This is a genomic window from Oceanimonas sp. GK1, assembly GCF_000243075.1.
In the GTDB taxonomy this organism is placed as follows: domain Bacteria; phylum Pseudomonadota; class Gammaproteobacteria; order Enterobacterales; family Aeromonadaceae; genus Oceanimonas.
The window spans coordinates 664,223-690,077 of sequence record NC_016745.1 but is presented as its reverse complement, the minus strand read 5'-3'; the positions used below and the strand labels follow the sequence as shown (position 1 = coordinate 690,077).

The following is a 25,855-nucleotide window of genomic DNA, read 5'->3' as shown; positions in this document are numbered from 1 at the left end:
GTACTTTATGATGGGATTTAATGAACATTAAAAAAATAAAGCGCTGGTTCAGGAACAAAATAAAAATTCAGCCTGACAACCGTTTAGAAATTCATTCTTCCACAAGAATCAGGGGATGTGAAATCTTTATCAAAGGAAAAAACAACTCTCTATTCATTGGTGAAAACTGTAATTTAAGGAACATGAAAATTGAGATCCTCGGCGAGGACTGCACTATTCATATTGGGGCGGGAACAGTCAATACCGGAAGTTGCAAGTTATCTTGTAGAGAAAGAGGAACCACACTGACCATTGGCAGAGATTGCCTTCTTGCTCATAACGTAATGATGCTGACCAGTGACGGGCATGATATTTATGAAAATGGTCAGCGAATCAATCATGCTGAGAACATTACCATAGGTAATCACGTTTGGATTTCAGAAAATGTCATGGTTCTTAAAGGCGCCGAAATAGAACAGGAATGTGTTATAGGTGCCAATTCAGTTGTCACCGGAAAGCATAAAAGAAACACTATTGCAGCGGGCATTCCCGCCAGAAAAATAAAAGATAATATTTCATGGAATGAGAAGCTGACATTTTAATGTCAGCTTCAGTAAATTTACTTAAACACTCGCTCCGGACAATGATTTTAAGGCTTCACGGCAAGCTATTGGGTCAAGATTATTAATATCCTGAATCTCGTTACTATCTAACCGAGCAAACACAACACTAGCGAGGTTAGTACCTGGGTTCCACTCAGAGAAATTTTCTCTGTCCTCATTATAAAGGCCAAGTAGTGGCTTTTTCAGACCACTGGCAATATGCACTATAGCGGTATCAACAGAGATAACGGCTTTCGAGAGTCGAATGATTTCAATCGCATCTTGAATGGTTTCGCTACATTTGACCGTAAATACCCATTCTCTTCCAAGAAGGTCGCACCACTCTTCTGTCTGTTGCTTGGTGTCGGGTGTCGACATCAGGCATACCTTCCAGTGAGGAAAATAATCGGAGATTAGCGTCACCAGCATGGATACCGAGTCAAAATTCAGGCGCCGGCTGCTGCCGCTCCCATACGGATTCAATGCCACAACAGGTGCATCAGGCCACTCCAGCAGAACATGCTGACGCCGGGCCACGTCTTCAGGAATAATATATTCCCGGTCATATTCAGAAGCCCCCAGCAGTTCAAGCGCATGAGCGAACTTGTCGGAAAAATGCTGGCCTGCAGTGGCATTTCCCAGTTTCAGATTAATGAGCTCAAGCTCATCATCCAGCCCCATTACATTGTCGGCATCGAGGCAGCGAAGAAAATAGATATCCTTCATTTTCAAGTGTTTACCGAGATGGATCACCAGATCCACCGGCCCTGTTTCGAATGCCAGTTTTTTCAGCTCGGTATAACTCGGCCGTTTCTTGCAGCAGATGACATGATCCACACCAAAATGTTCCTGGTAAAGCGATGCCATATGAGGAGCCGTGATCACATCAATTTGAATATCCCGACGAAACCGCCGCAACTCCCTAAAAAAGAACGAGGAGACAATTGAGTCACCAATCTTGGCGTCCCAGCGAACCAGCAAAACCCGCTTCACCTGAGCAAGATCAGCTCCCCGAGAGGGCCGGTCGAACCACAGTTTACCCAGTTTGCGGCGCAGCTGATCTCTGAATAACTGTGATCGGGAGATGAATCGTCTAAACACTACGCGTTACCATGGAGAGGACCAGCCGCCGATTGTATAATCCCATGCCATCAAAGACAAAGTGCCAACATCATGAAAATTCTGGTAATAGGCCCATCCTGGGTCGGAGACATGGTGATGTCTCAGAGCCTGTACATCACCCTGAAAAAACAGCATCCCGATGCCGAGCTGCATGTGATGGCACCGGCCTGGTGCTGCGCTCTGCTGGAGCGCATGCCCGAAGTGGACAAGGCCATTGTGATGCCGCTGGGCCATGGTGACTTGAAGCTGGCCGAGCGCTTTCGGCTGGGCCGGCAGCTGGCAACAACAGGCTACGACTGGGCCATTATTCAGCCCAATTCGCTCAAATCGGCGTTGATCCCGCTGTTTGCCGGTATCAAAAAACGCACCGGCTGGAAGGGCGAATCCCGCTATGGCCTGCTCAATGATCTACGCCGTAACAAGACCGATTTCCCGTTGATGGTGGAACGCTACGTCTCGCTGGCCTACCCCAGGGAGCAGATGAAGGATAACCACTGCCTCCCGGCACTGCCCTGGCCCGCACTGCGGGTCGATCCGCAGAACCAGCAACAGACGCTGATTGAGCTGGGACTGACCACAGACAGATCCATTCTAAGCCTGTGCCCGGGCGCCGAGTTCGGCCCGGCCAAACGCTGGCCCGAGCAGTACTACGCCGAGGTCGCCCGGCACCAGATCGAGCAGGGCCGGCAGGTATGGATCTTCGGCTCCGCCAAGGATATTCCGGTGGCGGAAGCCATCAGGCACCATTTGCCCAGCCAGCTTCAACAACACTGCCAGGTGCTGGCGGGTAAAACCTCCCTGCACCAGGCGATCGATTTAATGGCACTGAGCACCGCAGTGGTTTCCAACGATTCCGGGCTGATGCATATCGCCGCCGCCCTGCAGCGCCCCCTGGTCGGCGTGTATGGCTCTACCTCGCCGCAATATACACCGCCACTGGCGCAAGCCGTGGCCGTGGTGCACACCGAGATCGAATGCCGTCCCTGTTTCAAGCGGGAATGTCCGCTGGGGCATCTCAAGTGCCTGAAAGAGCTGCCGCCCCAGCGGGTGATTGATGCCCTCACTCAGCTGACCGGCTTATGACCATGCTCTATCGACTGGCCTACAACCTGCTTATCCACCTGTTCAGCCCGCTGTTGCTGGCGCTGCTGTACTGGCCGAAAAAAGGCAAGCCCGGCTTTGGCCGGCGCTGGCCGGAGCATATGGGGCTGGTCCCTTCTCCCAGGGGAAAACGGCCGGTATGGTTGCATGCGGTCAGCGTGGGGGAAGTGGTGGCGGCCACACCACTGCTCAAGGCCCTGAAAGCCGCATACCCGGATCTGCCGGTACTGGTCACCACGACCACGCGAACCGGCTCCGATCAGGTCGCTAAATTGGGAGCTCTGGTTGAACACCGCTATGCCCCGCTGGACTTTCCCTGGGCGGTGGCCTTGTTTATGCGCCGCATTCAGCCCCGGGCACTGCTCATTATGGAAACCGAGCTCTGGCCCAACTGGCTGACTGCCTGCGGTCAGCGCACGCTGCCGGTAATGGTACTCAATGCCCGGTTATCAGCACGATCTGCCGAAAAATACCGGCGTTTTCACGGCATTTTCCGGCTGTTATCAAACAACATTACCCATATCGCCTGTCAGTACCAGGACGATGCAGACCGCTTTGCCGCTCTCGGTGTACCGGAAAGCAGGCTGAGCGTCACCGGTTCCATCAAGTTTGATATTGACTACGACGATGAAGTTCGTCGGCAGGGAGCAGCGCTGCGGGCACAACTGGGAAGCAAACGCCCGGTCTGGATAGCCGCCTCGACTCATGAAGGGGAAGACGAACAGCTGCTGAACGCCCACCGAATCCTTTTGCAACGTTTCCCCGATGCCCTGCTGATGCTGGTGCCCCGCCATCCCCAGCGCTTTGAACAGGTCGCCGCTCTGATACAGAAAGAGGGTTTCACTCTGCATCGCCGCACCCAGGATGAAACCGTCACGGAGCCTCAGGTGTATCTGGGAGATACCATGGGCGAGCTCCCGCTCATGCTGGCGGCAGCCGATGTCGCCTTTGTGGGCGGTAGCCTGATCGAGCGCGGCGGCCACAACCTGCTGGAGCCGGCGGCCCTGGGCAAGCCGGTGCTGACCGGCCCCTCTGTATTCAACTTCAGCGATATTTATCAGCGCCTTGATAGTAAGAATGCGCTTATTACTGTGAATGACTCAGATTCTCTCGGTCAAACCCTGATCGCGTTAATGGAAGACGAAATGCACCGTCTTGCTCTCGGTCAAAATGCCAAACAGGTTGTCGAAAACAACAAAGGGGCCATCGTTAAAACGATGACCCCTCTTCAATCATTACTTTGAAATACTGAGCGGCTAACCGGCCGCTCGGTTCACATTCTACTGATGCAACAGTCTTTGCAGGGTTCGATAGTTATCGTGCTCCCGATACTGCTGGTAAAGCAGTTCACTGCCTCTAGCATTAAGATGGTCATTATCAGAGTACAGCGGAATTCCATTCAACTGGCTAACACACTTGCCATTCATGCAAACTAGACCGTTCAGCCGAATGACCAGCAATTGCGGGTATTTGGCCTCCATTTCCTTAATGACACGATTGGCATAAGCCTGTCGCTGCTCGACATCGGCCTTGTCCATATCGCAATCAATAGCGCTCATCCAAGCATATCTGGCCTTTTTCACCAGACAATTACTAGGCTCAAATGAATAGGAAGGTATCTGTTCAAAGAGCACCGGTTGCTTGTTGCTGTCGATCAGGCCTTTGATAGTGGTTTCCATGCCCTTGCGAAAAGCCCGCCGGCTGTTTTCTACCGACTCGGTGTAATCACTGCTGTCTCCAAGAAATACTCGACTGCCCTTCTCTCCTTCGGAGCGGGTGGTTTCCGTGTACATGGCCCAACGACCAGCCATAAAGACCCAAGGGGCTTCGGACGATTTTATCGTCTCGAACAAAGCGTTGTTTCTGTCGGTACACTCGGCTTCCGGACGACCATGCTTGATCAAATCCACCCCAATAAAGGGAGGACACCCACCAGCACCACCATACAACGCATAAAAACCATTGTCTTTACCCAGCATATCCATAAAGGGCCGAAAGTGTCCCGCATGGGAATCTCCCCACAGCAAGGCCGCAGGTTTAGCAGGCAAAAGGCTTTCATCACCAATAGGTGTCAGTTCAAAAGGCTGATAACTCGCATCGGCTGCAACAGCCTTGACTACATCATTAAAACTTGAGACGGAAATTTCATACAACGCCAATGCCTGCTCAGGCATTCTTTGCTGGTAACCTTCATTTTTCTTGATGTCTTTTGCGATCAGCACCAAGGCAATAACCGGAATAACAAAATAACCCAGCCACACCCATCTGCCTTTAACCTTCAGGTATCTGCAAGGCTTTTCAACATACTTCCAGGAAAGAAAGGAAAGCAGTAACGTCAGTGAGGCACATAAGATATAGTCAAAGCCCTTAATTTCGTTGAAGTAATAACGGTAAAGCACCAACACCGGCCAGTGCCAAAGGTACAGGGAGAAGGACAGTCTTCCGAGCAACGCCAAGCCTCTTGCACTGAGCAAGCGATAAAGCAATCCTTTTCTCAGTTCCCCATTTAAAATAATCAGCGCACTGGCGACTGAAACCATAAACGCATTCAGCCCGGGAAACACAGCTTCCTTGTCAAGTGCCCAAAAGAACCACACCAATATCAGTGCACTTGCCATGCCCAAAAGAGCAATAACCGACTCATGTACAAAGAGGGAATGACCTCTGTCATGTACCAATATGCTCAGCAATGCTCCCACCAGCAACTCGCTGCCCCGATATTGGATAAGATAATACGCCGCTCCCTCATTAGTGCGAGCTGCATATTCTGACAGCCCCACCAATATCAGCATCACCACAAAAAACACCCATTTCCGGCTGGCTGGAGAAAGAAACTTGATGGACAGTAACAGTAGCAATGGCCAGACAAAATAGAACTGCTCTTCTACCGAAAGGGACCACATATGCAATAAAGGCATACTTTCTGCTGCTGGAGCAAAGTAACCGGAGTTTTTTTCAAAATGGACATTAGCAATAAATACACTGGCATAACGTATACTATCTGCCAGCCTGACCAAATCATCAGGTGTAAGGATCAGCCACGAGACCAACAGGCTGGATACCGACACCAGATAAAACAATGGGAGTATGCGCTTGATCCGTTTGATGTAAAATTGTGAAAAGGAAAAATTATTATCCGTCATTCCTGCATAGATAATGCGAGTGATAATGTATCCGGAAATAACAAAGAACACATCCACTCCAATAAAGCCTCCCGGCAACCACTGATTATTGAAGTGAAACAGCATCACCGTTAATACGGCAATAGCCCTTAATCCGTCGATATCGGGCCTGTAAGTTGTAAATGCCACTATTTTTCCCAAAGCAAACACCGAGTCATTATCATGACCCGGCAAGTTAAGTCATTATTATATTCAAAAAATAATCGTCAGCTGCCCTTGTAATACCCCTGCAGCAGGGCTTTCCAGTCCTGTTCTTCCCAGTGGAACTCCTGGTGCAGGTTGCGTTCCTTGCGAAAGGAACGTAACAGTCGCTCCATGTTTTCCCGGGACCAGCTGCCGGGCTGGCGGAAATGGCATTTGTCAAAATCAATCAGCCAGCTTTTCCCCTTGTCATCCAGCAAGATATTGTGGCTGTTGAGATCGGCATGATACAGGCCGGCATTATGAAAACGGCGAATGGTCTGACCAATGCTTTGCCATTGTTCTGCGTTCAGCTCGCGTTCTTTCAGGATGGCCACCAGATCCTGTGCCCCTTCTATGCGGGTAAGGATAATATCGGCACGATAAACAAAGTTGGAACGGATCATGCGCGCCGCACAGGGGCGCGGCACCGGCAAGCCCTTGCGGTACAGCTTGGCCAGCACGGTGAACTCGGCCATGGCCCGGCTTTTGGACTCGGCCACGTGCAGAAAGGTGTCTTCCATCACTCGGCCAATCATGCCCCCCCGGTAGTAGTGGCGCAGTACCTTCTGGCCCACCTCGTCTTCCACAAACCAGGTGGTGTTGCGCCCTACCGACTTGCCGCGAATGGCGTTGTGCTCACGCCAGTAGTCGATTTCAAAAAAGTCCCGGTGAAAGTCACCAAAGCATTCCGGATCGTACCAGATAATTTCGGAGCCGTGCTCAATGCGTTCCATTACCATCCCCCCAGCGAAAAGCCGAATTTTACATGGCCGAAAAGGCTTTGCATAATGCCGGACTCCAATTCCACAAGAGTTTCCTTATGGCACTGTTCACCTCGGCTCCCGAGTCCCTGTGTTTGCTGCGCCTGTCCGCCATTGGCGACTGCTGCCACGCGGTGGCACTGGTGCAGGCCATACAACGCCAGTGGCCAACCACCCGCATTACCTGGATCACCGGCAAAATCGAGGCCCAGTTGCTGGGCCAGCTGCCCAGCGTCGAGATCCTGGTGTTCGACAAAGGCGCCGGCTGGCTGGCCTACCGCCAGCTGTGGCGGCAGTTGCGCGGTCGCCGGTTTGATGCCCTGCTGCATATGCAGGCGGCGATTCGCGCCAGCATCGCCAGCCTGGGTGTTCGCGCCAAATATAGGCTCGGTTTTGAACGGGAGCGGGCCAAGGACGGCCAGTGGCTGTTCACCAACCTCAAGGTGGCCGCCGCCGGTGAGCACGTGGCCGACGGCTTTATGGGCTTTGGCCAGGCACTGGGATTAGCGGACACCACGCCCCGCTGGGACTGGCCCGTCTCCCCCGGCGCGCAGGCACAGGCCGCCCGGCACCGGGACGGACGTCCGCTGTTGCTGATCTGCCCGGCCGCCAGCAAGGCCTACAAGAACTGGACCGCCGAAGGCTATGCCGCCTTGGCCGATCACGCCCATCACAAAGGCATGAAAGTCATGCTGATCGGCAGCCCGGCGAAGATGGAGCGGGATCTGGCGGCGAACATTCAGCAACGCACCGCTCATATCGATGAAAACCTGGTAGGCCGAACCACCCTGCCCGAGCTGATGGCACTCATTCATACCGCCAGCCTGGTGGTGGCGCCGGATACCGGTCCGGCGCACATGGCCACCCTGACCAACACCCCGGTGCTGGGGCTCTATGCCCATCATAACCCGGCCCGTACCGGACCCTATCATTGCCGGGACTATGTGGTCAGTGCCTATGCCGAGGCGTTGCTGGCAGAAACCGGCAAAACCCCGGAGCAGCTACCCTGGCGTACCCGGGTCAAGGATGCCCGCGCCATGGAGCGTATTACTCTCGATCAGGTCACCACACAATTCGACCGCATCTGCCGGGATTTCCATCTGTTACAGGAGCCTTTATGAGCCGCCCTACCCTTGCCGCCGTGCTGATCGTCAAGAACGAGGCCGACAACCTGGCCGACTGCCTCGCCACCCTGAACTGGGTGGATGAAATTGTGGTGATGGACTCGGGCAGCACGGACGCCACCCAGGCCGTAGCCGAGGCCGCCGGCGCCCGCTTTTTTGTCAACGAGCAGTGGCCTGGCTTTGGCCCCCAGCGCCGCCTGGCCCAGAGCAAGGTCAACTCCGACTGGGTGCTGTGGGTGGATGCGGACGAGCGGGTCACCCCCGAGCTGCGGGCCAGCATAGAAACGGTGCTGGCCCATCCTGCCGCCAACACCGTTTACTCCCTGCCGCGCCTGTCCTGGGTGTTTGGTCGCTTTATTCGCCATTGCGGCTGGTATCCGGATCGCGTGTTGCGGCTTTATCCAAAGGCGCTCACCGGCTACAACGAGGCGCTGGTGCATGAAAAGGTGGAGATTGGCCCCGGCATCAGCACAGCGCCACTGAAGGGCGATCTGCTGCATTACACCTACCGGGACTTGCAGCATTACCTGGTGAAATCGGCGGGTTATGCCGCCGCCTGGGCCGAACAGCGCCAACAACGAGGCAAGAAAGGCTCCCTCGCCCAGGGCCTGCTGCACGGTATCGGCTGTTTTATGAAAATGTATGTACTCAAGGCCGGTTTCCTCGACGGCAAACAGGGCCTGCTGCTCAGCCTGCTGTCGGCCCATTCCACCTTTGTGAAATACGCCGATCTTTGGATCAAGACAGAAACCCAGCCGCCCAGGGAGTGACTTTTTCAGTTACCTGGCTCACCTCCACGCTGCTCATGTCCTCTGCCTCGGCCCCCTCGGGGGGATGAAAGGCCAGATGGCGCCCCTCGCTGTTGAGCGGGCGCCAGCGCAGCGGCGTGGCGGAACGGCGCAGGGGAAAAAAGCCCACCGTGGGCACATCCAGGGCGGCGGCAATATGCAGCGGCCCGGTGCTGCCGGCCACAAACAACTGGCCACAGGCCAGCAGCCGGCAAAAGTCCGGCAACGGCAGGCCGCCGGCCACCACCGCCTGCCCGCCGGCCATGGTCGCCACCTCGTTGGCCAGGGCCTCTTCCCCCGGCCCGGCGGTCAGTACCACCTGGACGGCAGGAAAGTCCGCGACCAACCCCTTGATCAGCGCGGCATACTGGGTTGCGCTCAGGTTATTGGCCGAGCCGCCGCTGCCCGCGTGCACCAGCAGCCAGGGCCGGCCGGCATCCATGCCCAGCCGCTCGGCCTGCTGCCGGCGAAATTCCGCCAGTGCTTCGGCATCAAAGCTCAGGTAGGGTGGTTTCGGCTCTGCCGGCGCAATGCCATTGTGGGCAAGAAAGGCCCGCACCAGATCCAGGTTGTATTCGTACTCCGGCTTGGCGGACGCAGAGCGGCGCTGTTTCACCCTGTGGTTGTAAAACACCTGGGCCAGCTTGGTGGCCGGCGCCCAACGCTGAGCAATGCCCGCCTGCCACATCAGCTTGGCGTTACGAAAGTTGGAGAACAGACAGATAACGGCATCGAAATGACCGGATTTAATCTGTTTCAGCAAGGCTTCTTGCTCGGCGGCACCGGCATGCTTGCCCGGGTCGGCCAGCACGGCGTCGATGCTCGGGCACAGCTCGGCCAGCGGTCGCGTATAGCCCGGCACCAGGGCGGTGATATGGCAGTCGAGGGACGCCTTCAGCAGGGCAAAGGCCGGCCAGGCCAGCATAAAATCGCCGATCTTGTCGTTGCGTACCACCAGTATTCGCTTCATTCCGCTCTCCCGCTTGCATCAGTGCTGCGGTATTCTACCTTAAAGTCTTTTCCTGTCTTTTGTTAATAAGGAACCGTCATGAGCATCAGGGTCATCTACCCCGGCACCTTCGATCCCATTACCAATGGCCATCTGGACTTGATTGAGCGTGCATCACAGCTGTTCGATGAGGTGATCGTGGGCGTGGCCTTCAGCCCCAGCAAGCGGCCCATGTTCGAGCTGGAAGAACGGGTGGCGCTGGTCAAGGAAGTGATTGAGCACGAGCAGCTGAGCAATGTGACCGTGGTGGGCTTTTCCGGCCTGCTGGTGGACTTTGCCAGGGAATACCAGGCCACCGTGCTGGTGCGGGGCCTGCGGGCGGTGTCGGACTTTGAGTATGAGTTTCAGCTGGCCAATATGAACCGGCGGCTGATGCCGGAGCTGGAAAGCGTGTTTCTCACTCCGGCCGAGGAAAACTCCTTTATCTCCTCCACCCTGGTAAAAGAAGTGGCCATTCACGGCGGCGATATCAGCCAGTTCGTGCCCGAGGCCGTTCGTAAGGCTATCGCGCAGAAGCTGGTGTGATCCTCTGTTTTTGAACGCCCCTGGAATGCAAAGCGGCAGCGCGGTTGCACTCCGCCGACACGCTTCAAGCCCATCCTTGGGACGCTCGGCAAATGCCATCCGTGGCATTTGACGGTCGGCTACGGCAATCCCCGCTGCCGCTTTGAGAAACGCCTGCGCCGACCGTCGAAGACCAACAACAGTCGACGTATTGCTCACCTGAGGAGGGCAATGGGTGTCTGCTTCGCCGCGCCCTTTGCGCCAGGGATGGCGCAACGGAGCCCCCATGGAAGGGTTTACGGCGTGCCGGCGAAGTAGTGCGCTTTGACCGACGAGTGTGCAGGCTCTAGCAGACAGTAACGGGTTTTCACCGCTGGCAGCGGCCGCAAAACACCGTGCTGCGGCCGTTCATGCGCACTTCCTTCAGCAGGCCGCCACAGCGCACACAAGGCTGCTCCGCCCGGCCGTAGACCTGCAGCTCCTGCACAAAATACCCCGGCTTGCCGTCGCTGCCGGTAAAGTCCTTCAGGGTGGTGCCGCCCTGGCCGATGGCCCGGGCCAGCACGGTTTTGATTTCCTCGGCCAGTTTCAAATAACGCGCCCGGCTGATGCTGCCCGCTTCTCGCTGAGGGTGAATGCCGGCGTCAAACAGCGACTCGTTGGCGTAGATGTTGCCCACCCCCACCACCACCTGATTGTCCATGATGAACTGCTTGATGGCGGTCTTGCGGCCTCGGCTGCGCTGGTAAAGGTAATCGCCGTCAAAGGCGTCGGTCAGCGGCTCCGGCCCCAGCCGGGCCAGCAGCGGGTGCTGCTCTACGGCTTCCCGTGTCCACAGCAGGCAGCCAAAACGACGGGGGTCGTTCAGCCGCAGCAGCTTGCCGTTGGCAAATTCGATGTCTACATGATCGTGCTTGCCCGCCGGGGTGCCGTGAGGCAGCACCTTGAGGTTGCCGGACATGCCCAGGTGCAGAATGGCGGTGCCCCAGTCAGTTTCCAGCAACAGGTACTTGGCCCGGCGGCGGATTCCGGTCAGGGTCAGCCCGGTCAGCTCCTGGATCTCCGCCGGCACCGGCCAGCGCAGACTGGGGTTACGCACCACCACCCGCATCACCGACTCTCCCAGCAAGTGGGGGGTAATGCCCAAACGACTGACTTCGACTTCTGGTAACTCCGGCATATCGCCCTCCTGCGGCAGTGAGGCGGCAGTATAGCCAAGGTCGCGTCCATAAAAAAACCCGGCCGAAGCCGGGTTTTTTGAGAAGGCAAAATCTTACTTGATTTTCCCTTCCTTGTAGATCACATGCTGACGAATCACAGGATCAAACTTTTTGATCTCCATTTTTTCGGGCATGTTGCGCTTGTTCTTGGTAGTGGTATAGAAGTGACCAGTACCGGCGCTGGAGTTCAGGCGGATCTTCTCGCGAATACCTTTAGCAGCCATGAGTTATCTCCTTAGACCTTTTCGCCACGGGCACGCAGGTCAGCCAGGACACTGTCGATACCTTTCTTGTCGATAATACGCATACCCTTGGTGGTGATACGCAGTTTTACAAAACGCTTTTCGCTCTCAACCCAGAAACGGTGAGTTTGCAGGTTGGGCAGGAAGCGACGCTTGGTGGCGTTGTTCGCGTGAGAGCGGTTGTTACCAACAGCTGGCCGCTTACCAGTTACTTGGCATACTTTAGACATGTCAGTCTTCTCCAAAACTTACTTTTGCTCGAGCAATGATACCCCGTTGGCCGTCAGTCGGGGCAAAATAAGGCGGCAATTTATACAGCAAATCCCGCTCGAGATCAACAACAAGCCAAACGCCCGGCATCACAGCCAGCCACGCTCGGCAAAGGATACGGTTTCGCCATCGCCTACAACCAGATGGTCCAGCACGCGAATATCCAGCAGCCCCAGGGCGGCCTGTATACGCTCGGTGATCATGCGATCCGCCCGGCTGGGCTCGGCCACTCCGGACGGGTGATTATGCACCAAAATCACCGCAGCGGCACCCTGCTTCAACGCCAGGGCGACGATTTCCCGCGGGTACACCGCCGCCGCATCCAGGGTGCCAAAGAACAGCTCGTGAAATTCAATCACCCGGTGCTGGTTGTCGAGCAGCAGCAGGGCGAACACCTCCCGGGGCTGATCCCGAAGCCGCAACTGCAGAAACGCCCGGGTCAGATCCGGGCTGGTCAGGGCATGCTCCCGCTTCAGCCGCTCGTCCAGAAAGCGGCGCATCAGCTCCATGCAGGCTTGCAACTGCACAAACTTGGCCAGGCCCAGGCCGGGCCCTTCGCAAAACTGGCGCGCTTCCGCCTGCATCAGGCCGCGCAGCGAACCAAACTGCTCAAGCAGTACCCGGGCCAGGGTAACGGCGTCCATGCCTTTGGCGCCGGTGCGCAGAAAAATGGCCAGTAACTCGGCGTCCGACAGGCTGGCCGCCCCCCGGCTCAGCAGTTTTTCCCGCGGACGCTCGTCTTCCGGCCAGTCCTTGATGCTCATGGCAATGCCCTCCCTGTCCCAAGTGCGATTGAGTCTGGAAGCTTAAGCCTAGGCCACACCGGGAAATGATTGTGATAATCTTGCCGGCTGTACACGAGGAGAACACCGCATGTCTGTTGCAGGAAAACGCATTGTCATCGGCATCACCGGGGGCATTGCCGCCTACAAGGTGCCCGAGCTGGTGCGCCGGCTCAAGGAGCGGGGCGCCGAGGTGCGCGTGATCATGACCGCCTCCGCCCAGGAATTTATTACGCCGCTGACCCTGCAGGCGGTATCGGGCGAGCCGGTGTCCAGCGCCCTGCTCGACCCGGCGGCCGAGGCCGGCATGGGCCACATAGAACTGGCCAAATGGGCCGATCTGCTGCTCATCGCTCCCGCCAGCGCCCATACCCTTGGCCGGCTCGCCGCCGGTTTGGCCGACGATCTGCTCACCACCGTCGCGTTGGCCACGGCGGCGCCGCTGGCGGTGGCCCCGGCCATGAACCAGCAGATGTACCGCCACCCAGCCACGCAAGCCAACCTGGCCACCCTGCGGGCCCGTGGCGTCCAGCTCTGGGGCCCGGCGCAGGGCGAGCAGGCCTGTGGCGACGTGGGCCCCGGCCGCATGCTGGAGGCCATGGAAGTGGTGGCCCTGGTCGAGCGGCATTTTGCCCCCAAAGCCCGCCCCCTGGCCGGCCTCAAACTCATGCTGACCGCCGGCCCCACTCGCGAGCCGCTGGATCCGGTGCGTTACATCTCCAACCACAGCTCGGGCAAAATGGGCTTTGCCCTGGCCGCTGCCGCCGTGGCGCTCGGCGCCGAGGTGACCCTGGTGAGCGGTCCGGTGCACCTCGCCACCCCCGCCGGGGTAACGCGGGTCAACGTGGAAAGTGCCCGGAACATGTTTGATGCCGTGATGGACGGCATCGGCGAGCAGCAGATCTTCATCGCCTGTGCCGCCGTGGCCGACTATGCGCCAAAAATAGCGGCAGCGCACAAGATCAAGAAGACTCAGGCCGATAATATGGTGGTGGAGCTGGTGAAAAACCCCGACATCGTGGCCTCGGTCGCGGCGCTGCAACAAAAGCCCTTTACCGTGGGGTTTGCCGCCGAAACTCAAGATGTGGAAAAATACGCCCTCGACAAACTCGCGCGTAAAAACCTCGACATGATCGCCGCCAACGACGTATCCGGCAGCGATCGTGGCTTTAACAGCGATCAGAATGCCCTGAGCGTATTCTGGCCCGGCGGCCATCAGCATTTATCCCTTGCCGGCAAAAACGAGCTGGCCGAACAGTTACTGACATTAATTGCGAACCGATATCATGAAACCCATTGAGCTGAAAATTCTCGACCCCAGGGTCGGCACCGACTTTCCCCTGCCCGCCTACGCCACCCCCGGCTCCGCCGGCCTGGATTTGCGTGCCTGCCTGGACACCCCGCTGGAACTGGCGCCGGGCGACACCCAACTGTTGCCCACCGGCATCGCCATTCATATTCAGGATCCCGGCCTTTGCGCCACCATACTGCCCCGCTCCGGCCTGGGCCATAAGCACGGTATCGTGCTGGGCAACCTGGTGGGGCTGATCGACTCTGACTATCAGGGCCAGCTGATGGTATCCTGCTGGAACCGTGGCAAGGACAGCTTCACCATCATGCCCGGCGAGCGCATTGCCCAACTGGTGATACTGCCGGTGGTGCAGGCCGAGTTCACCCTGGTGGACGACTTTGACCAAAGCGAGCGGGGAGAAGGCGGGTTCGGCTCTTCCGGTCGTCATTAACCAACCGGACACAGGCATGGCCAATAATAACCAGAACAGGAAAAACCGCCGGGAACAGATCCTTCAGGCCCTGGCCCACATGCTGGAAACCAGCCCCGGCCAACGCATTACCACCGCCAAGCTGGCCGCGGCGGTGGGCGTGTCGGAAGCCGCCCTGTACCGGCATTTTCCCAGCAAGGCACGCATGTTTGAGGGCTTGATCGACTTTATCGAAGAGTCGCTGTTTTCCCGTATCAACCTGATTTTGCAGGATGAAAAGGACAGCAGCCTGCGCCTGCGCTACCTGCTGCAACTGGTGCTGGGTTTTTGCGAACGCAACCCGGGCATTACCCGGCTGCTGAACGGCGATGCCCTGCAGGGCGAGCACGAACGCTTGCTGGCGCGCATCAATCAGCTGTTTGACCGGCTGGAAACCCAGCTCAAGCAAATCATGCGCGAGCGCCGCCTGTACGAGGGCGAAGGCTTTGCCGAACACGAAACCGTGCTGGCCAACCTGTTGCTGGCCTATGTGGAGGGCCGCATCAACCAGTATGTGCGCAGCCAGTTCCGGCAAAAGCCCACCCACAACTTCGACAGCCACTGGCAGTTGCTGCACCGGCAGCTGGCAGCGGTGTAAGGGTCCCCCTTTCACAACCACCACCGAAAGAGGCAAGAGAGCATGGAAACCGAACTTCTCAACACCCAGTTTCTGCAGGACGCCCAGAGCTGGGTAGTGAACAACCAGGAGCTGATCATTCGCTACGCGGTGAACATGGCCGCCGCCCTGCTTACCCTGGTGATCGGCTTTATCGCCGTGGGCATGCTCACCGGCGGAATGAACCGGGTGCTCAAGGCGCGCAAGGTCGACAACACCATTTCCGACTTTGTAACCAGCCTGATTAAATACGGCCTACTGGCCTTCGTGATCATCGCCGCCCTCAGCCGGGTGGGGGTACAAACCGCGTCCTTCGTGGCCGTGGTGGGTGCCGCCGGTCTGGCCATTGGCCTGGCGCTGCAGGGTTCCCTGTCCAACTTTGCCGCCGGCGTGCTGCTGATCGGTTTTCGCTTCTTCAAGGCCGGTGACTACATCGAGGCGGGGGGCACCGCCGGCACCGTGCATTCGGTGCAGATTTTCACCACCATTCTGATGACCCCCGACAACCGCATGATAGTGGTGCCCAATTCCAAGATCCTCAACGACAGCATCGTCAACTACTCCAAGGAGAGCACCCGCCGTCTCGATCTGGTAATTGGCGTGGCCTACAACGCGGATCTCAAGCTCACCCGGGACGTGCTGACCCGCATCATCAAGCAGGAGCCGCGGGTACTCAAGGAGCCCGAGTGCCGCATTGCGGTCAGCAATCTGGGCGCCTCCTCGGTGGACTTTATCGTGCGCCCCTGGGTCAAGGCCGAAGACTACTGGAATCTGAAGTTCGATCTGCTGGAGCAGATCAAGAACGAGCTGGACGCCAACAACATCGGTATTCCCTTCCCCCAGATGGACGTGCACCTGTTCCGGCAGGACAAGGCCTGACCGCCGCACTGACCCACAAAAAAGCCGCTTAAAAGCGGCTTTTTTATTAAACAATGTCGACTGTCGTTTCCGCATAGGTCGGCCAAAGGAATTGCTTTGCGACACGCTTCAAGTACTTCCATGTAACGCTCGGCAAATGCCATCCATGGCATTTGATCGGTCGCGAAGCAGCTCCCTTTGTCCTCCCCTCTCAGCATCGCCTGAAAGGACTTAACGAAATTCTATTCAGATACCGAACTGCTCCCGGTAGGCCCGCACCCGCGCCAGGTGTTCGGCCATGGCCGGCTGCTCGCTCAGGTAGTCGATCAGATCGCCCAGGGTAATGATGGCGGTCACCTGGGCGTGGTAGTCGCGCTCCACTTCCTGAATGGCGGACAGCTCGCCCTTGCCCTTTTCCTGCCGGTCCAGGGCGATCAGCACGCCCGCAAGCGTAGCGCCGTTGGCCTGAATGATGTCCATGGATTCACGGATAGCAGTGCCGGCGGTGATCACGTCGTCCACCAGCATGATGCGGCCGGCCAGGGGGCTGCCTACCAGGTTGCCGCCCTCGCCGTGATCCTTGGCTTCCTTACGGTTAAAGCAGTAGGGCACGTCCTGATCGTGCACTTCCGCCAGCTGCACCGCAGTGGCGCTGGCGATGGGAATGCCCTTGTAGGCCGGGCCAAACAGCACGTCGTACTGCACGCCCGCATCCACCAGGGCGGCGGCGTAAAACCGGCCCAGCCGGGCCAGATCGCGGCCGCTGTTGAACAGGCCGGCATTAAAGAAATAAGGGCTCTTACGCCCGGATTTCAGGGTAAATTCGCCAAACTTCAGCACCTGTTTGGCCATGGCGAACTCGATAAACTCACGCTGGTAGGCTTTCATTCTGCTCTCCGCAATCTCGTATATTCAGTAACTTGAAGCGATCTGTCCCGATCAGCCGGCAATCACCCGGCGCTGGTGGTCCACCAGTTCGTTCACCGCCTTGCGCGCCAGCGCCAGCATGGCCAACAGCTCGTCGTGGCTGAAGGGAGCGGCTTCGGCGGTGCCCTGCACCTCAATCATGTTGCCTTCGGCGGTCATCACCACGTTCATGTCGGTTTCTGCCCTGGCGTCTTCGGTGTATTCCAGATCCGCCACCGCCTGACCATCCACCATGCCCACCGAAATGGCCGCCACCAGGGTCTTGAGCGGGTTATGCATGATCATGCCCTCGGCCTTCATCCAGTTCAGGGCATGGGCCAGGGCCACGCAGGCACCGGTGATGGCGGCGGTGCGGGTGCCGCCGTCGGCCTGGATCACGTCGCAGTCCACGGTAATGGTGTATTCACCCAGCTTGTCCAGATCCATGGCGGCACGCAGCGAGCGGCCGATCAGCCGCTGAATTTCCATGGTGCGGCCGCCCTGCTTGCCCCGGGCCGCTTCCCGGTCCATGCGACTGTGGGTGGAGCGCGGCAGCATGCCGTATTCCGCGGTGACCCAGCCCTGGCCCTTGCCGCGCAGAAAACGCGGCACGCCCTTTTCCACCGAGGCGGTGCACAGCACCTTGGTGTGGCCAAATTCCACCAGCACGGAGCCTTCCGCATGACGGGTATAGTTCGGGGTGATGGTCACGGGGCGAATTTCGTCCGCCGCCCGGCCTGAAGCTCGTTCGGTCATGGTGTTCTCCTGTTGGTCAAGGTGGCGCTGCCCGGCGGGCAAACCGGGGCATTATAAAGAAAGCGCCGGCGCAATGCATGCCGCCCAACGTTGGCGCCCGGGCCCGGCTGTGTCACACTTTGGAATTACTTTTTGAGAGACAATGGAAACCACATGATCCACAGCATGACCGCCTTTGCCCGGCAGGAATTCAAACAGGACTGGGGCACCGCCGTATGGGAGCTGCGCTCGGTCAACCAGCGCTACCTGGAAACCTACACCCGGCTGCCCGAGCAGTTTCGCGGCCTGGAGCCCATGGTGCGGGAAAAACTGCGCGCCCGGCTGCAACGGGGCAAGGTAGAATGCGCCCTGCGCTTTGAAAGTAACCTGGCCAACCAGGGCGAGCTGCACATCAACAAGGCCCTGGCCGAGCAGCTGATTGAAGGCGCCACCTGGGTGATGGAGCAGGCCGGTCAGGGCACCCTGAACCCGGTGGACATTCTGCGCTGGCCCGGGGTGATGGAAGCCCAGGCTCAGGACATGGACGCGATCAGCAGCGCCCTGCTTGCGGGCCTGGACGCGGTGATCGAGGACTTTCTCGCCGCCCGAGCCAGCGAAGGCGACAAGCTGAAGGTGCTGATCGAACAACGTCTTGCCGGCATTGAGCAGGAAGTGGCCAAGGTCTCCGCGCAAATGCCCGCCATCATGGAATGGCAGCGCCAGCGCCTGCGGGATCGCTTTGAAGAAGCCAAGATTGAACTGGACGCCCAGCGCCTGGAGCAGGAAATGGTGCTGCTGGCCCAGAAGGTGGACGTGGCCGAAGAGCTGGACCGGCTCACCGCCCATATCACCGAAACCCGCAAGATCCTCAAGAAAGGCGGCCCCTGCGGTCGGCGCCTGGACTTTATGATGCAGGAGTTCAACCGGGAGTCGAACACGCTTGGGTCCAAGTCCATCAACGCCGACATCACCGCCAGCGCCGTGGAGCTGAAGGTGCTCATCGAACAGATGCGCGAGCAGATCCAGAACATCGAGTGATAGTGATATTGCACTGAACCATCACCCGCGCTGGAGGGGATTGGCATGAGAGAGACGAATGACAACCCCGCTTCATCATGCGGGAGTTTGCCCCCTCAATCAGCCGCCGGTCCCCTGCCGGGCGCTGTAGGTTTGCAGCACCGCATTGGCGACCGACAGCATCGGCGCCGGCACGCCGGCCTGTGCGGCCCGTACCAGCATGTCACCCACCAGGTGTTCGCCCTCGATGGGCAGTCCTTGCTGCATGTCCCGGTACATGGACGAGTTAAACGTCGACCCCGGCTTGGTCAGGGCCCGCTGAAACCCGCCGATGGCCTCCGCCGTTAACGGATGGCCATGGGCAGCGGCGGTGTCGGTGCATTCTTGAAACAGCTGCAGCGCTATCTCTCCCCCCGCCCGGCTTTGCATATATTCCCCGACGGTGCCCTGCAGCAGGCAGTTGGCGGCACCCAGGGCGGCCATTCGGCAGAATTTATCCCACATGGCGCCGGCGATATCCTCGCTGAGCTCCACCGCAATGCCCGCCTCCGCCATCAGTTCGGCCACCTGCCGGGCCATCGCCTGCTGGGCGGAGAGCCGGGCACCCAGGGTCAGGCTGCAGTGGGGATTGCTGACCTCAATGGTGGTCGGGTTGGCCAGGGTGGCGATGGTCTTGGCAATGCCTCCCAGCACCCGCTGCTGGCCAAATTGCCGGTCGAGCCGTTCCAGGTGCCGCATGCCGTTGAGCAGCGGCAGTATCATGGTCGACTCCCCCACGGCGGGGCGGATGTCGCTGATCACGCCGTCCAGGGCATAGGCCTTGTTGCTCAGCACAATCACATCGTAATCGTTGTCCAGCTCCCCGGCGGTCACCAGCCGGGGATGGAACTGAAAACCACCGGAGGCCAGGGCCAGGGTCATCGCCCTGCTCTCCAGTTGCCGCTGGCGCGCCGGCCGGACCAGAAAACGGATATCACTGCCGTGCCGGTGCAACAAGCCTCCAAACAGGCCGCCCACGGCGCCCATGCCCACGATGAGAATTTTCATACTGGATTGTCCCTTGTCTGCCTTTGCCCTCGGCCTGCGCGCCGTGCACCGGCGCGGCAGGCTGTCCGGAAAAATCATGCCCTGACCCGCATTGAGGGTCGGCACGCGAAATCAGCATGCTAGAATACGACCACTTTTAATGCCAGAAATCATCCCAGGAGCCCCCGTGAAGGCGCACATCGTTCTTGCCAGCCGGTTAATCAAGCTTGTTGCCAACATTACCAAGGTGCTGAGCTACGGTTTTCACTATGTTCTGCCCAACAAGCGTTTTACCCTGCCGGCCCGCTCCGGGGCCCTGCTCAAAGCGGCGGACAGACCCATTCCGCGCATCATCTGGCAGACCAACTACACCGACAAGGCTACCCTGCCGGTGTACCTCAACTACCTGTTCAACCGCATCATGTCGCCCACCTTTGAGTACCGCTTCATGATCACCGAAGCCCGGGCCGAATTTATCCAGGCCAACTATTCACCGGCGATTTTCGAGGCTTATTCCCGGCTGCAGATCGGCGCCGCCCAGGCGGACTTCTGGCGGCTACTGGTGCTGCAGAAACACGGCGGTGTCTATCTCGACATCGATGCCCACGCAGTATGGCCGCTGGGTTACACCATTGGCCCGAAGCATGAAGAGCTGTACATCCTTCGCAAAGGCAATGAGCTCACCAACTACTTTATTGCCAGCAAGCCCGATAACCCCAATCTGGAAAAACTGATTGAGCAGGTGCTCACCAATATTCGGGAAAACACCATTCAGGGCGTGTACAACCTGACCGGCCCGGGCGTGTTCAACAGCGTACTGGACTACCAGCAGGTGCCCACCACCTGGTATCGCCACACCTGCAGCCAGGGCAGCTTTACCAACGAGTATTTTCAGTACATCGACAAGCCCCAGGGCAAATGGACCAAGGAGCAGCACAAGGTGGACGTGGTGCGCCGGGATCCGCCGGCAGAAGACAAGCCGGCCAACGACTGACCTGGGCTTATTCCAGCCGCAGCCACAGCTCGCTGAAGCCGCCGGTGGGGTAGCGGGCTTTGACCGGGGGCTTGCCGGGCACCAGAGTCAGCCGGCCGGCGCTCAGCATGGCGTCGAGCGCCAGCTCAAGCTCCATGCGGGCCAGCGGCGCTCCCGGGCACCGATGAATGCCGGCACCGTAAAGCAGGTTGTGCTCGGGGTTGCGATCCAGCCGGAATTCGTCTGGATCGCCGAAGACGCCTTCATCCCGGTTGACCGAGGCCCAGAGAATGGACAGACGGCTGCCCGCCGGCAGACTCTGCCCGCCCAGCGTCACGTCCTGAGTGGTGATGCGCCGGTTGCTGAGCAGGGGCGGATGAATGCGCAATATCTCGTCAATGGCCGCGCCACGCACCTCCGGGGTTTGCCGCAGCAGTTCCTGCACCTCCTGATGGGCCGCCAGATAGTGGGCCAGAATGGCGACACAGGCGGTAATGGTGCCCAGCTCGCCCACCGTCCAGTTCCGGATCAGGCTGATCAGCTCTTCGTCGGTCAGGGGCCGGTCGTTCACCCGCTCGGCCAACAGTCGGGTGGTGATATCGTCGGGAGCCTGGGCGCACCGGCGCCCTTCCAGTTGCTCGCGAATGTAACCATCAAAGGTGTTTGCCAGGGCCTGCAGGGCCGCGTGGTCACCGCTGCGGGTGGCCTGATGCTGTTGTCTGGTCCAGTCCCGCAGCGGCCCGTGCAGCGTCTCGGGCCAGCCCATAAAGGCGCATTGCAGTTGCAGCGACAAGGGCTCGGCAAAGGCTTGCACCAGCTCCAGCTCGCCCCGCAGCCCTGTGGCTAGCGCTTCGATAATGGCCCGGCAGCGGGGTTCAAATTCGGCCATGCGTTCTGGGCTGAAATAGGGCGCGATCAGCCGGCGATATGGTCCGTGCTCGGGCGGGTCCATGCCATTGGGCACCGACAGATGCCGGGATACCGCATTGCTGAAGGTAGCGTGATCGCTCAGCACTTGCCGGGCTTCCTGCTGACGCAGCACGGACCAGTGCAGAGCATCATGGTGGGCCAGCGGGCAACGAGGACGCAGCCGATCACAGGCTTCAATTAAATCCTGCTCACCGGCAGGATCCCACTGATGCAGCTTTGAGCTCATGGCGGCTCCTTATCATGGCGGGCCGGTCGCACCGGCCGGATCGAGTGACGCCCCATTGCCGCACACTAAGCTGTTTTATCCCTTGATCCGGATCACACAAAACAAATATTACGAATACAACAATTGTGATGATCCGTTATTCCGGCCCATCGCCATTCCCTCATGGCCATGGTGATTTTTATTTACGGCCCCGCCTGTACTTGTCACAAAAAAGGACTCAAATTAGCACTAAGCTGCGTACACACAATGCCATCCGCCTGTGTCTGTACCGGCGCCATGCCAACAACAAGCATAACGAGCACCGCCGGCAAGGCATGCCGGTGTATTTCAGGGAGAACCACATGAATCGCTGGCACCGCCTCAGCATGCGCACCCGTCTGTTTACCGCCACGGCCCTGTTGCTGGCCGTACTGATTTTACTGGTGGTCATACTGCAATCTTCGTTCAACAGCCGCGACCGCCTGTCCCGCCTGCAAAGCGACGAGCTGCCCACCGCCCTGGCGGCCATTGCCGCCCAGATCCAGTCCCGGCTCAACATCGCCATCACCGGCTCCCAGGCGCTGGTCAACAACCCCTTTATTCTCGACTGGATCAACGCCGGCACCCCGGCCGACGGCCTGCCGCAAATGGAGGCGGCCATGGCCCAGACGCTGGACGCCTTGCAGGCCAGTGCCGTGTTTATGGCAACCAACAGCGGCGGCGAGGTCCGGTATCATCATTATGAAGACGGCAAGCTGCACTGGCGCACCATGTCGGCGGGCAATGCCGACGACAACTGGTATTTTGATTACCTGAAAAGCAGACAGCCCTTTGAGCTGAACCTGGACACCAACGCCTTCAGTGACGAACAGTTGCTGATGTTCGTGAACTACCGCAGCAAGGCCGAAAATGCTCAGGGGCAGCCGCTGAACGTGGCCGGCGGCGCCATGAACATGACCCAGCTGGCGGGCCTGATCCGGGAATTTCGAATCGGCGCCGAGGGGCTGGTGATGCTGGTGCGTCCGTCCGGCCTGGTGGACATTCATCCCGACATGAGCCGGGCCGGCAAGCTGGATCTGAGCCGTCAGCCGGCGCTGAAAACCCTGCTGACCACTCCCAGCGAGCAGGGCCGCATCATTCGCCTTGAACGGCAGGGCCAGGACATGTTCGTCGGCGCCCTGTGGATTCCCGCCCTGCAGCGTTTTTTGCTGGCCGAGGTACCCACGGCCGATATCTACGGTGAAATCCGCCGGAATCAGCTGGTGACCATGGGCATTGCCGCCGTGCTGCTGGCGGCCGGCCTGGCCTTGTTGTATCCCATGGCCGGCGCCCTGATCGCTCCCCTGCTGGTGCTGCGCAGTCAGATCAGCGACATTGCCGGTCATCTCGATCTGAAAACCCGCTTTCAGACTCGGGATCGGGCCGAAATCGGCGAGCTGTGTGAGCAGCTGAACCGGCTGCTCGCCCGGCTGCGGCAAACCCTCAGCGAGGTGCACCATGTCAGCGATGAAACCGAAGCCGTGGTCACCCAGCTGCACGGCGGCGCCCGCGAGGCCAGCGATTCCTTTCATCAACAACAGACGGCGCTGGAGCAGATTACCCAGGCCATGCACAACATCACCACCCAGGTGGCCGAGGTGGCCGGCAACGCCGGCCAGGCCGGGCGCTACTCGGAACAGGGCAGCGCCGTGCTGAAGGCCGCCGAGCAGCAGCTGGAGCAGAGTTATGTCGCCATTGGCCGGCTGGAGCAGGACATGCTGGATGCTAAAAGCCGCATGGAGGCACTGCGTCGCCACAGTGACGACATTCTGCACGTGCTGGAAGTCATTCGCAGCATCTCGGATCAGACCAACCTGCTGGCCCTGAACGCCGCCATTGAGGCGGCCCGGGCCGGCGAGCACGGCCGGGGCTTTGCGGTGGTGGCCGACGAGGTCCGCCAGCTGGCCCAGCGCACCCAGAGCTCCACCACGGAGATTCAGAGCATGATCGACAACCTGCGTAGCGCCAGCCTACAGGTGGCCGAGCAAATGGACATCAGTGCCGGCAGCAGCCAGCAGGGGCTGGCCAGCCTCACCAGCACTCGAGAGCAGCTGCACCACATGAGCGTACAAATGGAGGACGTGTTCGCCATCAACAACCGCATGAGCACCAGCACTCAGTCGCAACAGCAGGCCATCAGCCAGATCCACGACGGCCTGCAGCACCTGGCCGAACAGGGCAGCCGGGCCAGCACCATGGTGCAGCAGGCCGCTGGCGCCAGTCAGCACCTCAGCCATCAGGTGGCCCGGCTGCGGGAAAAAGTCATGATCTTTCAGTGCTGAGACTCGGCCTGCCAGCCGGGCCAGCTCAGCTCCAGCTCCATGGGCGGCGCGGTTTGCGCCGCCAGTCCCACCATTTCCTGGTAGGGAGAATGGTGCACCAGCAGGCAGCGCGCCACCTTCAGTGCCGCCAGCCGCTCCCGGGCATGTTCAATGCTGCGAAAGGCCAGTACCTTGTCCCCGTCCGCCAGCGGCCGGCGTTCATCGCCAATCGCCGCCTCTATCGTATACAGGCTCATGTCGTGGGCATGAATGAACAGGGTGTCGATGGGGGTGTGTTGCTGCAGCAGGGTGCGAATTTCCCACATGGCGCGGCTCCTTGTTGTGTGGCCATTTAAAGACATGTCAGTGGGACCGGGATGAACACACAACCCTTGCGAAAACGAAGGAAAGTAAAAAATAACTCGGAATTTACGAAGTTTTTGGCAGGAAAAATCTGATAGAGCCGAAGCGAGGTGCTGATCATAATGCAATCTGCGTGGAGGGCACTTCCGCAGCAAGCTATAGTTATTTTTGACTGGCCGTTGCAACTGCAGCGGCCATTTTTTTATTTCCGGCTTTCTGGTAGGATTGGCCGCCCCTGCTCCCAGCCGGCGGCTTGGCGGAGCTATCACGAACGGGCAAACACTATGGCGCACATCGGTACCCTATTCATTATTTCCTCTCCCAGCGGCGCGGGCAAATCCAGCCTGATCCGGGCCCTGCTCGACCGCCCCAGTGCCGATGGCCGGCTGCAGGTTTCCGTCTCCCACACCACCCGCGATGCCCGCCCGGGCGAAGAAAACGGTGTGCACTACCACTTTGTCGACCGAGCCAAGTTCCAGCGGCTGATAGACAGAGGCGCCTTTTACGAATGGGCCGAGGTGTTCGGCAACTACTACGGCACCTCCCGGGAGTGGATCGATCAGCAACTGGCTCAGGGTATCGATATTCTGCTCGACATCGATTGGCAGGGCGCCCGTCAGATCCGCGAACAGTCCCCCAGCGCCAAGTCCATCTTTATTCTGCCCCCCAGCCGGGAAGAGCTGGAACGCCGGCTCAATGCCCGCCAGCAGGACAGCGCCGAGGTGATTCAGGGGCGCATGGCCAAGGCGGTATCGGAAATGTCCCACTATGACGAGTACGACTACCTGCTGGTCAACGACAGCTTTGACCATGCCCTCAATCAGCTCAGCGCCATTATCGAGGCCGAGCGCGCCAACACAAGCAAGCAGACAGTCCGCTATCACGACTTGCTTTCCCGGCTACTGGCGGAATAAGCTAATATCCATTAGAATTTTGCACCTTTTTTAATCATTGGAGTCTGTTATGGCCCGCGTTACCGTTGAAGATGCCGTAGAACAGGTTGGCAACCGTTTTGATCTGGTGCTGGTGGCAGCCCGCCGTGCCCGCCAGCTGGCCACTCAGGGCAAAGACGCCCTGGTCGATGAAGAGAACGACAAGCCGACCGTGATCGCCCTGCGCGAAATCGAGGATGGCCTGGTCAACCATGCCGTGATGGACGCCCAGGATCGCCAGGAGCAGCAGGAAATGGAAGCCGCCGAGCTGGCTGCCGTGGCCGCCATTACCGAAGGCCGCGGCTGACCCGAGCCTTTCTGCTGTGCCAGCGGGCCCGTGATTCACGGGCCCTTTGCTCTTCAAT

The 25,855-nt window shown here is 58.8% G+C and carries 28 protein-coding genes; 15 read left to right on the top strand and 13 right to left on the bottom strand.

Annotated features, from left to right (window positions below):
• The first annotated feature begins 20 nt into the window (after positions 1-20).
• Complete coding sequence (locus GU3_RS16690) at positions 21-581, top strand: acyltransferase (protein WP_014291137.1); 561 nt, start codon at positions 21-23, stop codon at positions 579-581.
• Positions 582-602: 21 nt separating this feature from the next.
• Here the strand turns inward: GU3_RS16690 and GU3_RS03285 are convergent, their stop codons facing one another.
• The gene (locus tag GU3_RS03285) at positions 603-1,682 is read right to left on the bottom strand and encodes a glycosyltransferase family 9 protein (RefSeq protein ID WP_014291136.1); all 1,080 of its coding nucleotides are present in this window, start codon (positions 1,680-1,682) and stop codon (positions 603-605) included.
• A 72-nt stretch (positions 1,683-1,754) separates the two neighbouring features.
• Here GU3_RS03285 and waaF point away from each other — a divergent pair, with 72 nt between their 5' ends.
• Both waaF and waaA read left to right on the top strand, forming a co-directional pair.
• Positions 1,755-2,786: a lipopolysaccharide heptosyltransferase II gene (gene waaF, locus GU3_RS03280; protein WP_041542889.1), complete on the top strand. Its 1,032-nt coding sequence runs from the start codon at positions 1,755-1,757 to the stop codon at positions 2,784-2,786.
• Positions 2,787-2,788: 2 nt separating this feature from the next.
• On the top strand, positions 2,789-4,048 hold the full coding sequence (gene waaA / locus GU3_RS03275; RefSeq protein WP_041543484.1) for a lipid IV(A) 3-deoxy-D-manno-octulosonic acid transferase: 1,260 nt from the start codon (positions 2,789-2,791) through the stop codon (positions 4,046-4,048).
• A gap of 36 nt (positions 4,049-4,084) precedes the next feature.
• Here the strand turns inward: waaA and GU3_RS03270 are convergent, their stop codons facing one another.
• Positions 4,085-6,115 (bottom strand): acyltransferase family protein, encoded by a 2,031-nt coding sequence (locus tag GU3_RS03270; protein ID WP_050899392.1) that lies wholly within the window; start codon positions 6,113-6,115, stop codon positions 4,085-4,087.
• 77 nt (positions 6,116-6,192) lie between these two features.
• A complete protein-coding gene (locus tag GU3_RS03265; RefSeq protein ID WP_014291132.1) occupies positions 6,193-6,903 on the bottom strand; it encodes a 3-deoxy-D-manno-octulosonic acid kinase in 711 nt (236 codons plus the stop codon).
• A gap of 86 nt (positions 6,904-6,989) precedes the next feature.
• Between GU3_RS03265 and GU3_RS03260 the strand changes: the two genes are divergently transcribed.
• The gene (locus GU3_RS03260; RefSeq protein ID WP_014291131.1) at positions 6,990-8,051 is read left to right on the top strand and encodes a glycosyltransferase family 9 protein; all 1,062 of its coding nucleotides are present in this window, start codon (positions 6,990-6,992) and stop codon (positions 8,049-8,051) included.
• Positions 8,048-8,824, top strand: a complete 777-nt coding sequence (locus GU3_RS03255) for a glycosyltransferase family 2 protein (protein WP_014291130.1) — start codon at positions 8,048-8,050, stop codon at positions 8,822-8,824. Before GU3_RS03260 ends, GU3_RS03255 begins: the two co-directional genes overlap by 4 nt.
• Here GU3_RS03255 and GU3_RS03250 read toward each other — a convergent pair.
• Positions 8,793-9,812: a glycosyltransferase family 9 protein gene (locus GU3_RS03250; RefSeq protein WP_014291129.1), complete on the bottom strand. Its 1,020-nt coding sequence runs from the start codon at positions 9,810-9,812 to the stop codon at positions 8,793-8,795. The two genes, GU3_RS03255 and GU3_RS03250, sit on opposite strands and share 32 nt — an antisense overlap.
• 78 nt (positions 9,813-9,890) lie before the next feature.
• Here GU3_RS03250 and coaD point away from each other — a divergent pair, with 78 nt between their 5' ends.
• Positions 9,891-10,376 (top strand): pantetheine-phosphate adenylyltransferase, encoded by a 486-nt coding sequence (coaD, locus tag GU3_RS03245; protein WP_014291128.1) that lies wholly within the window; start codon positions 9,891-9,893, stop codon positions 10,374-10,376.
• A 346-nt stretch (positions 10,377-10,722) separates the two neighbouring features.
• On the opposite strand, the gene mutM is transcribed toward coaD, so the two are convergent.
• The 4 genes from mutM to radC all read right to left on the bottom strand — a co-directional run bounded on the left by mutM (position 10,723) and on the right by radC (position 12,851).
• Positions 10,723-11,535 carry a bifunctional DNA-formamidopyrimidine glycosylase/DNA-(apurinic or apyrimidinic site) lyase gene (gene mutM / locus GU3_RS03240; RefSeq protein WP_014291127.1) on the bottom strand — a complete coding sequence of 271 codons (813 nt, stop codon included), beginning with the start codon at positions 11,533-11,535 and terminating at the stop codon, positions 10,723-10,725.
• A 93-nt stretch (positions 11,536-11,628) separates the two neighbouring features.
• Positions 11,629-11,799, bottom strand: coding sequence for a 50S ribosomal protein L33 (gene rpmG / locus GU3_RS03235; protein WP_014291126.1), 171 nt, complete (start codon positions 11,797-11,799; stop codon positions 11,629-11,631).
• Positions 11,800-11,810: 11 nt separating this feature from the next.
• On the bottom strand, positions 11,811-12,047 hold the full coding sequence (gene rpmB / locus GU3_RS03230; RefSeq protein WP_014291125.1) for a 50S ribosomal protein L28: 237 nt from the start codon (positions 12,045-12,047) through the stop codon (positions 11,811-11,813).
• 129 nt (positions 12,048-12,176) lie between these two features.
• Positions 12,177-12,851: a DNA repair protein RadC gene (gene radC, locus GU3_RS03225; RefSeq protein ID WP_014291124.1), complete on the bottom strand. Its 675-nt coding sequence runs from the start codon at positions 12,849-12,851 to the stop codon at positions 12,177-12,179.
• A 109-nt stretch (positions 12,852-12,960) separates the two neighbouring features.
• Between radC and coaBC the strand changes: the two genes are divergently transcribed.
• From coaBC to mscS, 4 genes are read left to right on the top strand one after another with little or no spacing between them, the layout of a single operon-like run.
• Positions 12,961-14,169 carry a bifunctional phosphopantothenoylcysteine decarboxylase/phosphopantothenate--cysteine ligase CoaBC gene (coaBC, locus tag GU3_RS03220; protein ID WP_014291123.1) on the top strand — a complete coding sequence of 403 codons (1,209 nt, stop codon included), beginning with the start codon at positions 12,961-12,963 and terminating at the stop codon, positions 14,167-14,169.
• Positions 14,153-14,611: a dUTP diphosphatase gene (dut, locus tag GU3_RS03215; protein WP_041543480.1), complete on the top strand. Its 459-nt coding sequence runs from the start codon at positions 14,153-14,155 to the stop codon at positions 14,609-14,611. Before coaBC ends, dut begins: the two co-directional genes overlap by 17 nt.
• 16 nt (positions 14,612-14,627) lie before the next feature.
• Positions 14,628-15,227 carry a nucleoid occlusion factor SlmA gene (gene slmA / locus GU3_RS03210; RefSeq protein WP_014291121.1) on the top strand — a complete coding sequence of 200 codons (600 nt, stop codon included), beginning with the start codon at positions 14,628-14,630 and terminating at the stop codon, positions 15,225-15,227.
• 42 nt (positions 15,228-15,269) lie between these two features.
• Positions 15,270-16,124 carry a small-conductance mechanosensitive channel MscS gene (mscS, locus tag GU3_RS03205; protein ID WP_014291120.1) on the top strand — a complete coding sequence of 285 codons (855 nt, stop codon included), beginning with the start codon at positions 15,270-15,272 and terminating at the stop codon, positions 16,122-16,124.
• A 225-nt stretch (positions 16,125-16,349) separates the two neighbouring features.
• On the opposite strand, the gene pyrE is transcribed toward mscS, so the two are convergent.
• Together pyrE and rph are read right to left on the bottom strand one after the other, a co-directional pair.
• Positions 16,350-16,991: an orotate phosphoribosyltransferase gene (pyrE, locus tag GU3_RS03200; RefSeq protein ID WP_014291119.1), complete on the bottom strand. Its 642-nt coding sequence runs from the start codon at positions 16,989-16,991 to the stop codon at positions 16,350-16,352.
• 51 nt (positions 16,992-17,042) lie between these two features.
• A complete protein-coding gene (gene rph / locus GU3_RS03195) occupies positions 17,043-17,765 on the bottom strand; it encodes a ribonuclease PH (RefSeq protein ID WP_014291118.1) in 723 nt (240 codons plus the stop codon).
• 153 nt (positions 17,766-17,918) lie between these two features.
• Here rph and GU3_RS03190 point away from each other — a divergent pair, with 153 nt between their 5' ends.
• Positions 17,919-18,782, top strand: a complete 864-nt coding sequence (locus GU3_RS03190) for a YicC/YloC family endoribonuclease (RefSeq protein ID WP_014291117.1) — start codon at positions 17,919-17,921, stop codon at positions 18,780-18,782.
• A 99-nt stretch (positions 18,783-18,881) separates the two neighbouring features.
• Here GU3_RS03190 and GU3_RS03185 read toward each other — a convergent pair whose 3' ends face one another.
• Complete coding sequence (locus GU3_RS03185) at positions 18,882-19,808, bottom strand: ketopantoate reductase family protein (RefSeq protein ID WP_014291116.1); 927 nt, start codon at positions 19,806-19,808, stop codon at positions 18,882-18,884.
• Between the two features lie 166 nt (positions 19,809-19,974).
• On the opposite strand from GU3_RS03185, the gene GU3_RS03180 reads away from it, so the two are divergent.
• Positions 19,975-20,781: a glycosyltransferase family 32 protein gene (locus tag GU3_RS03180; RefSeq protein ID WP_014291115.1), complete on the top strand. Its 807-nt coding sequence runs from the start codon at positions 19,975-19,977 to the stop codon at positions 20,779-20,781.
• A gap of 7 nt (positions 20,782-20,788) precedes the next feature.
• Here GU3_RS03180 and GU3_RS03175 read toward each other — a convergent pair whose 3' ends face one another.
• The gene (locus GU3_RS03175) at positions 20,789-21,916 is read right to left on the bottom strand and encodes a cytochrome P450 (RefSeq protein ID WP_014291114.1); all 1,128 of its coding nucleotides are present in this window, start codon (positions 21,914-21,916) and stop codon (positions 20,789-20,791) included.
• Between the two features lie 341 nt (positions 21,917-22,257).
• On the opposite strand from GU3_RS03175, the gene GU3_RS03170 reads away from it, so the two are divergent.
• Entirely contained in the window at positions 22,258-24,216 is a 1,959-nt protein-coding gene (locus tag GU3_RS03170) for a methyl-accepting chemotaxis protein (protein ID WP_014291113.1), read from the top strand.
• On the opposite strand, the gene GU3_RS03165 is transcribed toward GU3_RS03170, so the two are convergent.
• Positions 24,207-24,521, bottom strand: a complete 315-nt coding sequence (locus GU3_RS03165) for a DUF6482 family protein (RefSeq protein WP_014291112.1) — start codon at positions 24,519-24,521, stop codon at positions 24,207-24,209. The genes GU3_RS03170 and GU3_RS03165 overlap by 10 nt on opposite strands.
• Positions 24,522-24,842: 321 nt before the next feature.
• Between GU3_RS03165 and gmk the strand changes: the two genes are divergently transcribed.
• Both gmk and rpoZ read left to right on the top strand, forming a co-directional pair.
• Positions 24,843-25,472 (top strand): guanylate kinase, encoded by a 630-nt coding sequence (gmk, locus tag GU3_RS03160; protein ID WP_014291111.1) that lies wholly within the window; start codon positions 24,843-24,845, stop codon positions 25,470-25,472.
• 49 nt (positions 25,473-25,521) lie between these two features.
• Positions 25,522-25,797 (top strand): DNA-directed RNA polymerase subunit omega, encoded by a 276-nt coding sequence (gene rpoZ / locus GU3_RS03155; protein WP_014291110.1) that lies wholly within the window; start codon positions 25,522-25,524, stop codon positions 25,795-25,797.
• Positions 25,798-25,855 lie beyond the last annotated feature (58 nt).

What these genes read in the sequence shown, in the direction of transcription:
- GU3_RS16690 (WP_014291137.1), top strand. Translation starts at nt 21, where the DNA reads ATGAACATTAAAAAAATAAAGCGCTGGTTCAGGAACAAAATAAAAATT.
- waaF (WP_041542889.1), top strand. Translation starts at nt 1,755, where the DNA reads ATGAAAATTCTGGTAATAGGCCCATCCTGGGTCGGAGACATGGTGATG.
- waaA (WP_041543484.1), top strand. Translation starts at nt 2,789, where the DNA reads ATGCTCTATCGACTGGCCTACAACCTGCTTATCCACCTGTTCAGCCCG.
- GU3_RS03265 (WP_014291132.1), bottom strand. Translation starts at nt 6,903, where the DNA reads ATGGAACGCATTGAGCACGGCTCCGAAATTATCTGGTACGATCCGGAA.
- GU3_RS03260 (WP_014291131.1), top strand. Translation starts at nt 6,990, where the DNA reads ATGGCACTGTTCACCTCGGCTCCCGAGTCCCTGTGTTTGCTGCGCCTG.
- GU3_RS03255 (WP_014291130.1), top strand. Translation starts at nt 8,048, where the DNA reads ATGAGCCGCCCTACCCTTGCCGCCGTGCTGATCGTCAAGAACGAGGCC.
- GU3_RS03250 (WP_014291129.1), bottom strand. Translation starts at nt 9,812, where the DNA reads ATGAAGCGAATACTGGTGGTACGCAACGACAAGATCGGCGATTTTATG.
- coaD (WP_014291128.1), top strand. Translation starts at nt 9,891, where the DNA reads ATGAGCATCAGGGTCATCTACCCCGGCACCTTCGATCCCATTACCAAT.
- mutM (WP_014291127.1), bottom strand. Translation starts at nt 11,535, where the DNA reads ATGCCGGAGTTACCAGAAGTCGAAGTCAGTCGTTTGGGCATTACCCCC.
- rpmG (WP_014291126.1), bottom strand. Translation starts at nt 11,799, where the DNA reads ATGGCTGCTAAAGGTATTCGCGAGAAGATCCGCCTGAACTCCAGCGCC.
- rpmB (WP_014291125.1), bottom strand. Translation starts at nt 12,047, where the DNA reads ATGTCTAAAGTATGCCAAGTAACTGGTAAGCGGCCAGCTGTTGGTAAC.
- radC (WP_014291124.1), bottom strand. Translation starts at nt 12,851, where the DNA reads ATGAGCATCAAGGACTGGCCGGAAGACGAGCGTCCGCGGGAAAAACTG.
- coaBC (WP_014291123.1), top strand. Translation starts at nt 12,961, where the DNA reads ATGTCTGTTGCAGGAAAACGCATTGTCATCGGCATCACCGGGGGCATT.
- slmA (WP_014291121.1), top strand. Translation starts at nt 14,628, where the DNA reads ATGGCCAATAATAACCAGAACAGGAAAAACCGCCGGGAACAGATCCTT.
- mscS (WP_014291120.1), top strand. Translation starts at nt 15,270, where the DNA reads ATGGAAACCGAACTTCTCAACACCCAGTTTCTGCAGGACGCCCAGAGC.
- pyrE (WP_014291119.1), bottom strand. Translation starts at nt 16,991, where the DNA reads ATGAAAGCCTACCAGCGTGAGTTTATCGAGTTCGCCATGGCCAAACAG.
- rph (WP_014291118.1), bottom strand. Translation starts at nt 17,765, where the DNA reads ATGACCGAACGAGCTTCAGGCCGGGCGGCGGACGAAATTCGCCCCGTG.
- GU3_RS03190 (WP_014291117.1), top strand. Translation starts at nt 17,919, where the DNA reads ATGATCCACAGCATGACCGCCTTTGCCCGGCAGGAATTCAAACAGGAC.
- GU3_RS03185 (WP_014291116.1), bottom strand. Translation starts at nt 19,808, where the DNA reads ATGAAAATTCTCATCGTGGGCATGGGCGCCGTGGGCGGCCTGTTTGGA.
- GU3_RS03175 (WP_014291114.1), bottom strand. Translation starts at nt 21,916, where the DNA reads ATGAGCTCAAAGCTGCATCAGTGGGATCCTGCCGGTGAGCAGGATTTA.
- GU3_RS03170 (WP_014291113.1), top strand. Translation starts at nt 22,258, where the DNA reads ATGAATCGCTGGCACCGCCTCAGCATGCGCACCCGTCTGTTTACCGCC.
- GU3_RS03165 (WP_014291112.1), bottom strand. Translation starts at nt 24,521, where the DNA reads ATGTGGGAAATTCGCACCCTGCTGCAGCAACACACCCCCATCGACACC.
- gmk (WP_014291111.1), top strand. Translation starts at nt 24,843, where the DNA reads ATGGCGCACATCGGTACCCTATTCATTATTTCCTCTCCCAGCGGCGCG.
- rpoZ (WP_014291110.1), top strand. Translation starts at nt 25,522, where the DNA reads ATGGCCCGCGTTACCGTTGAAGATGCCGTAGAACAGGTTGGCAACCGT.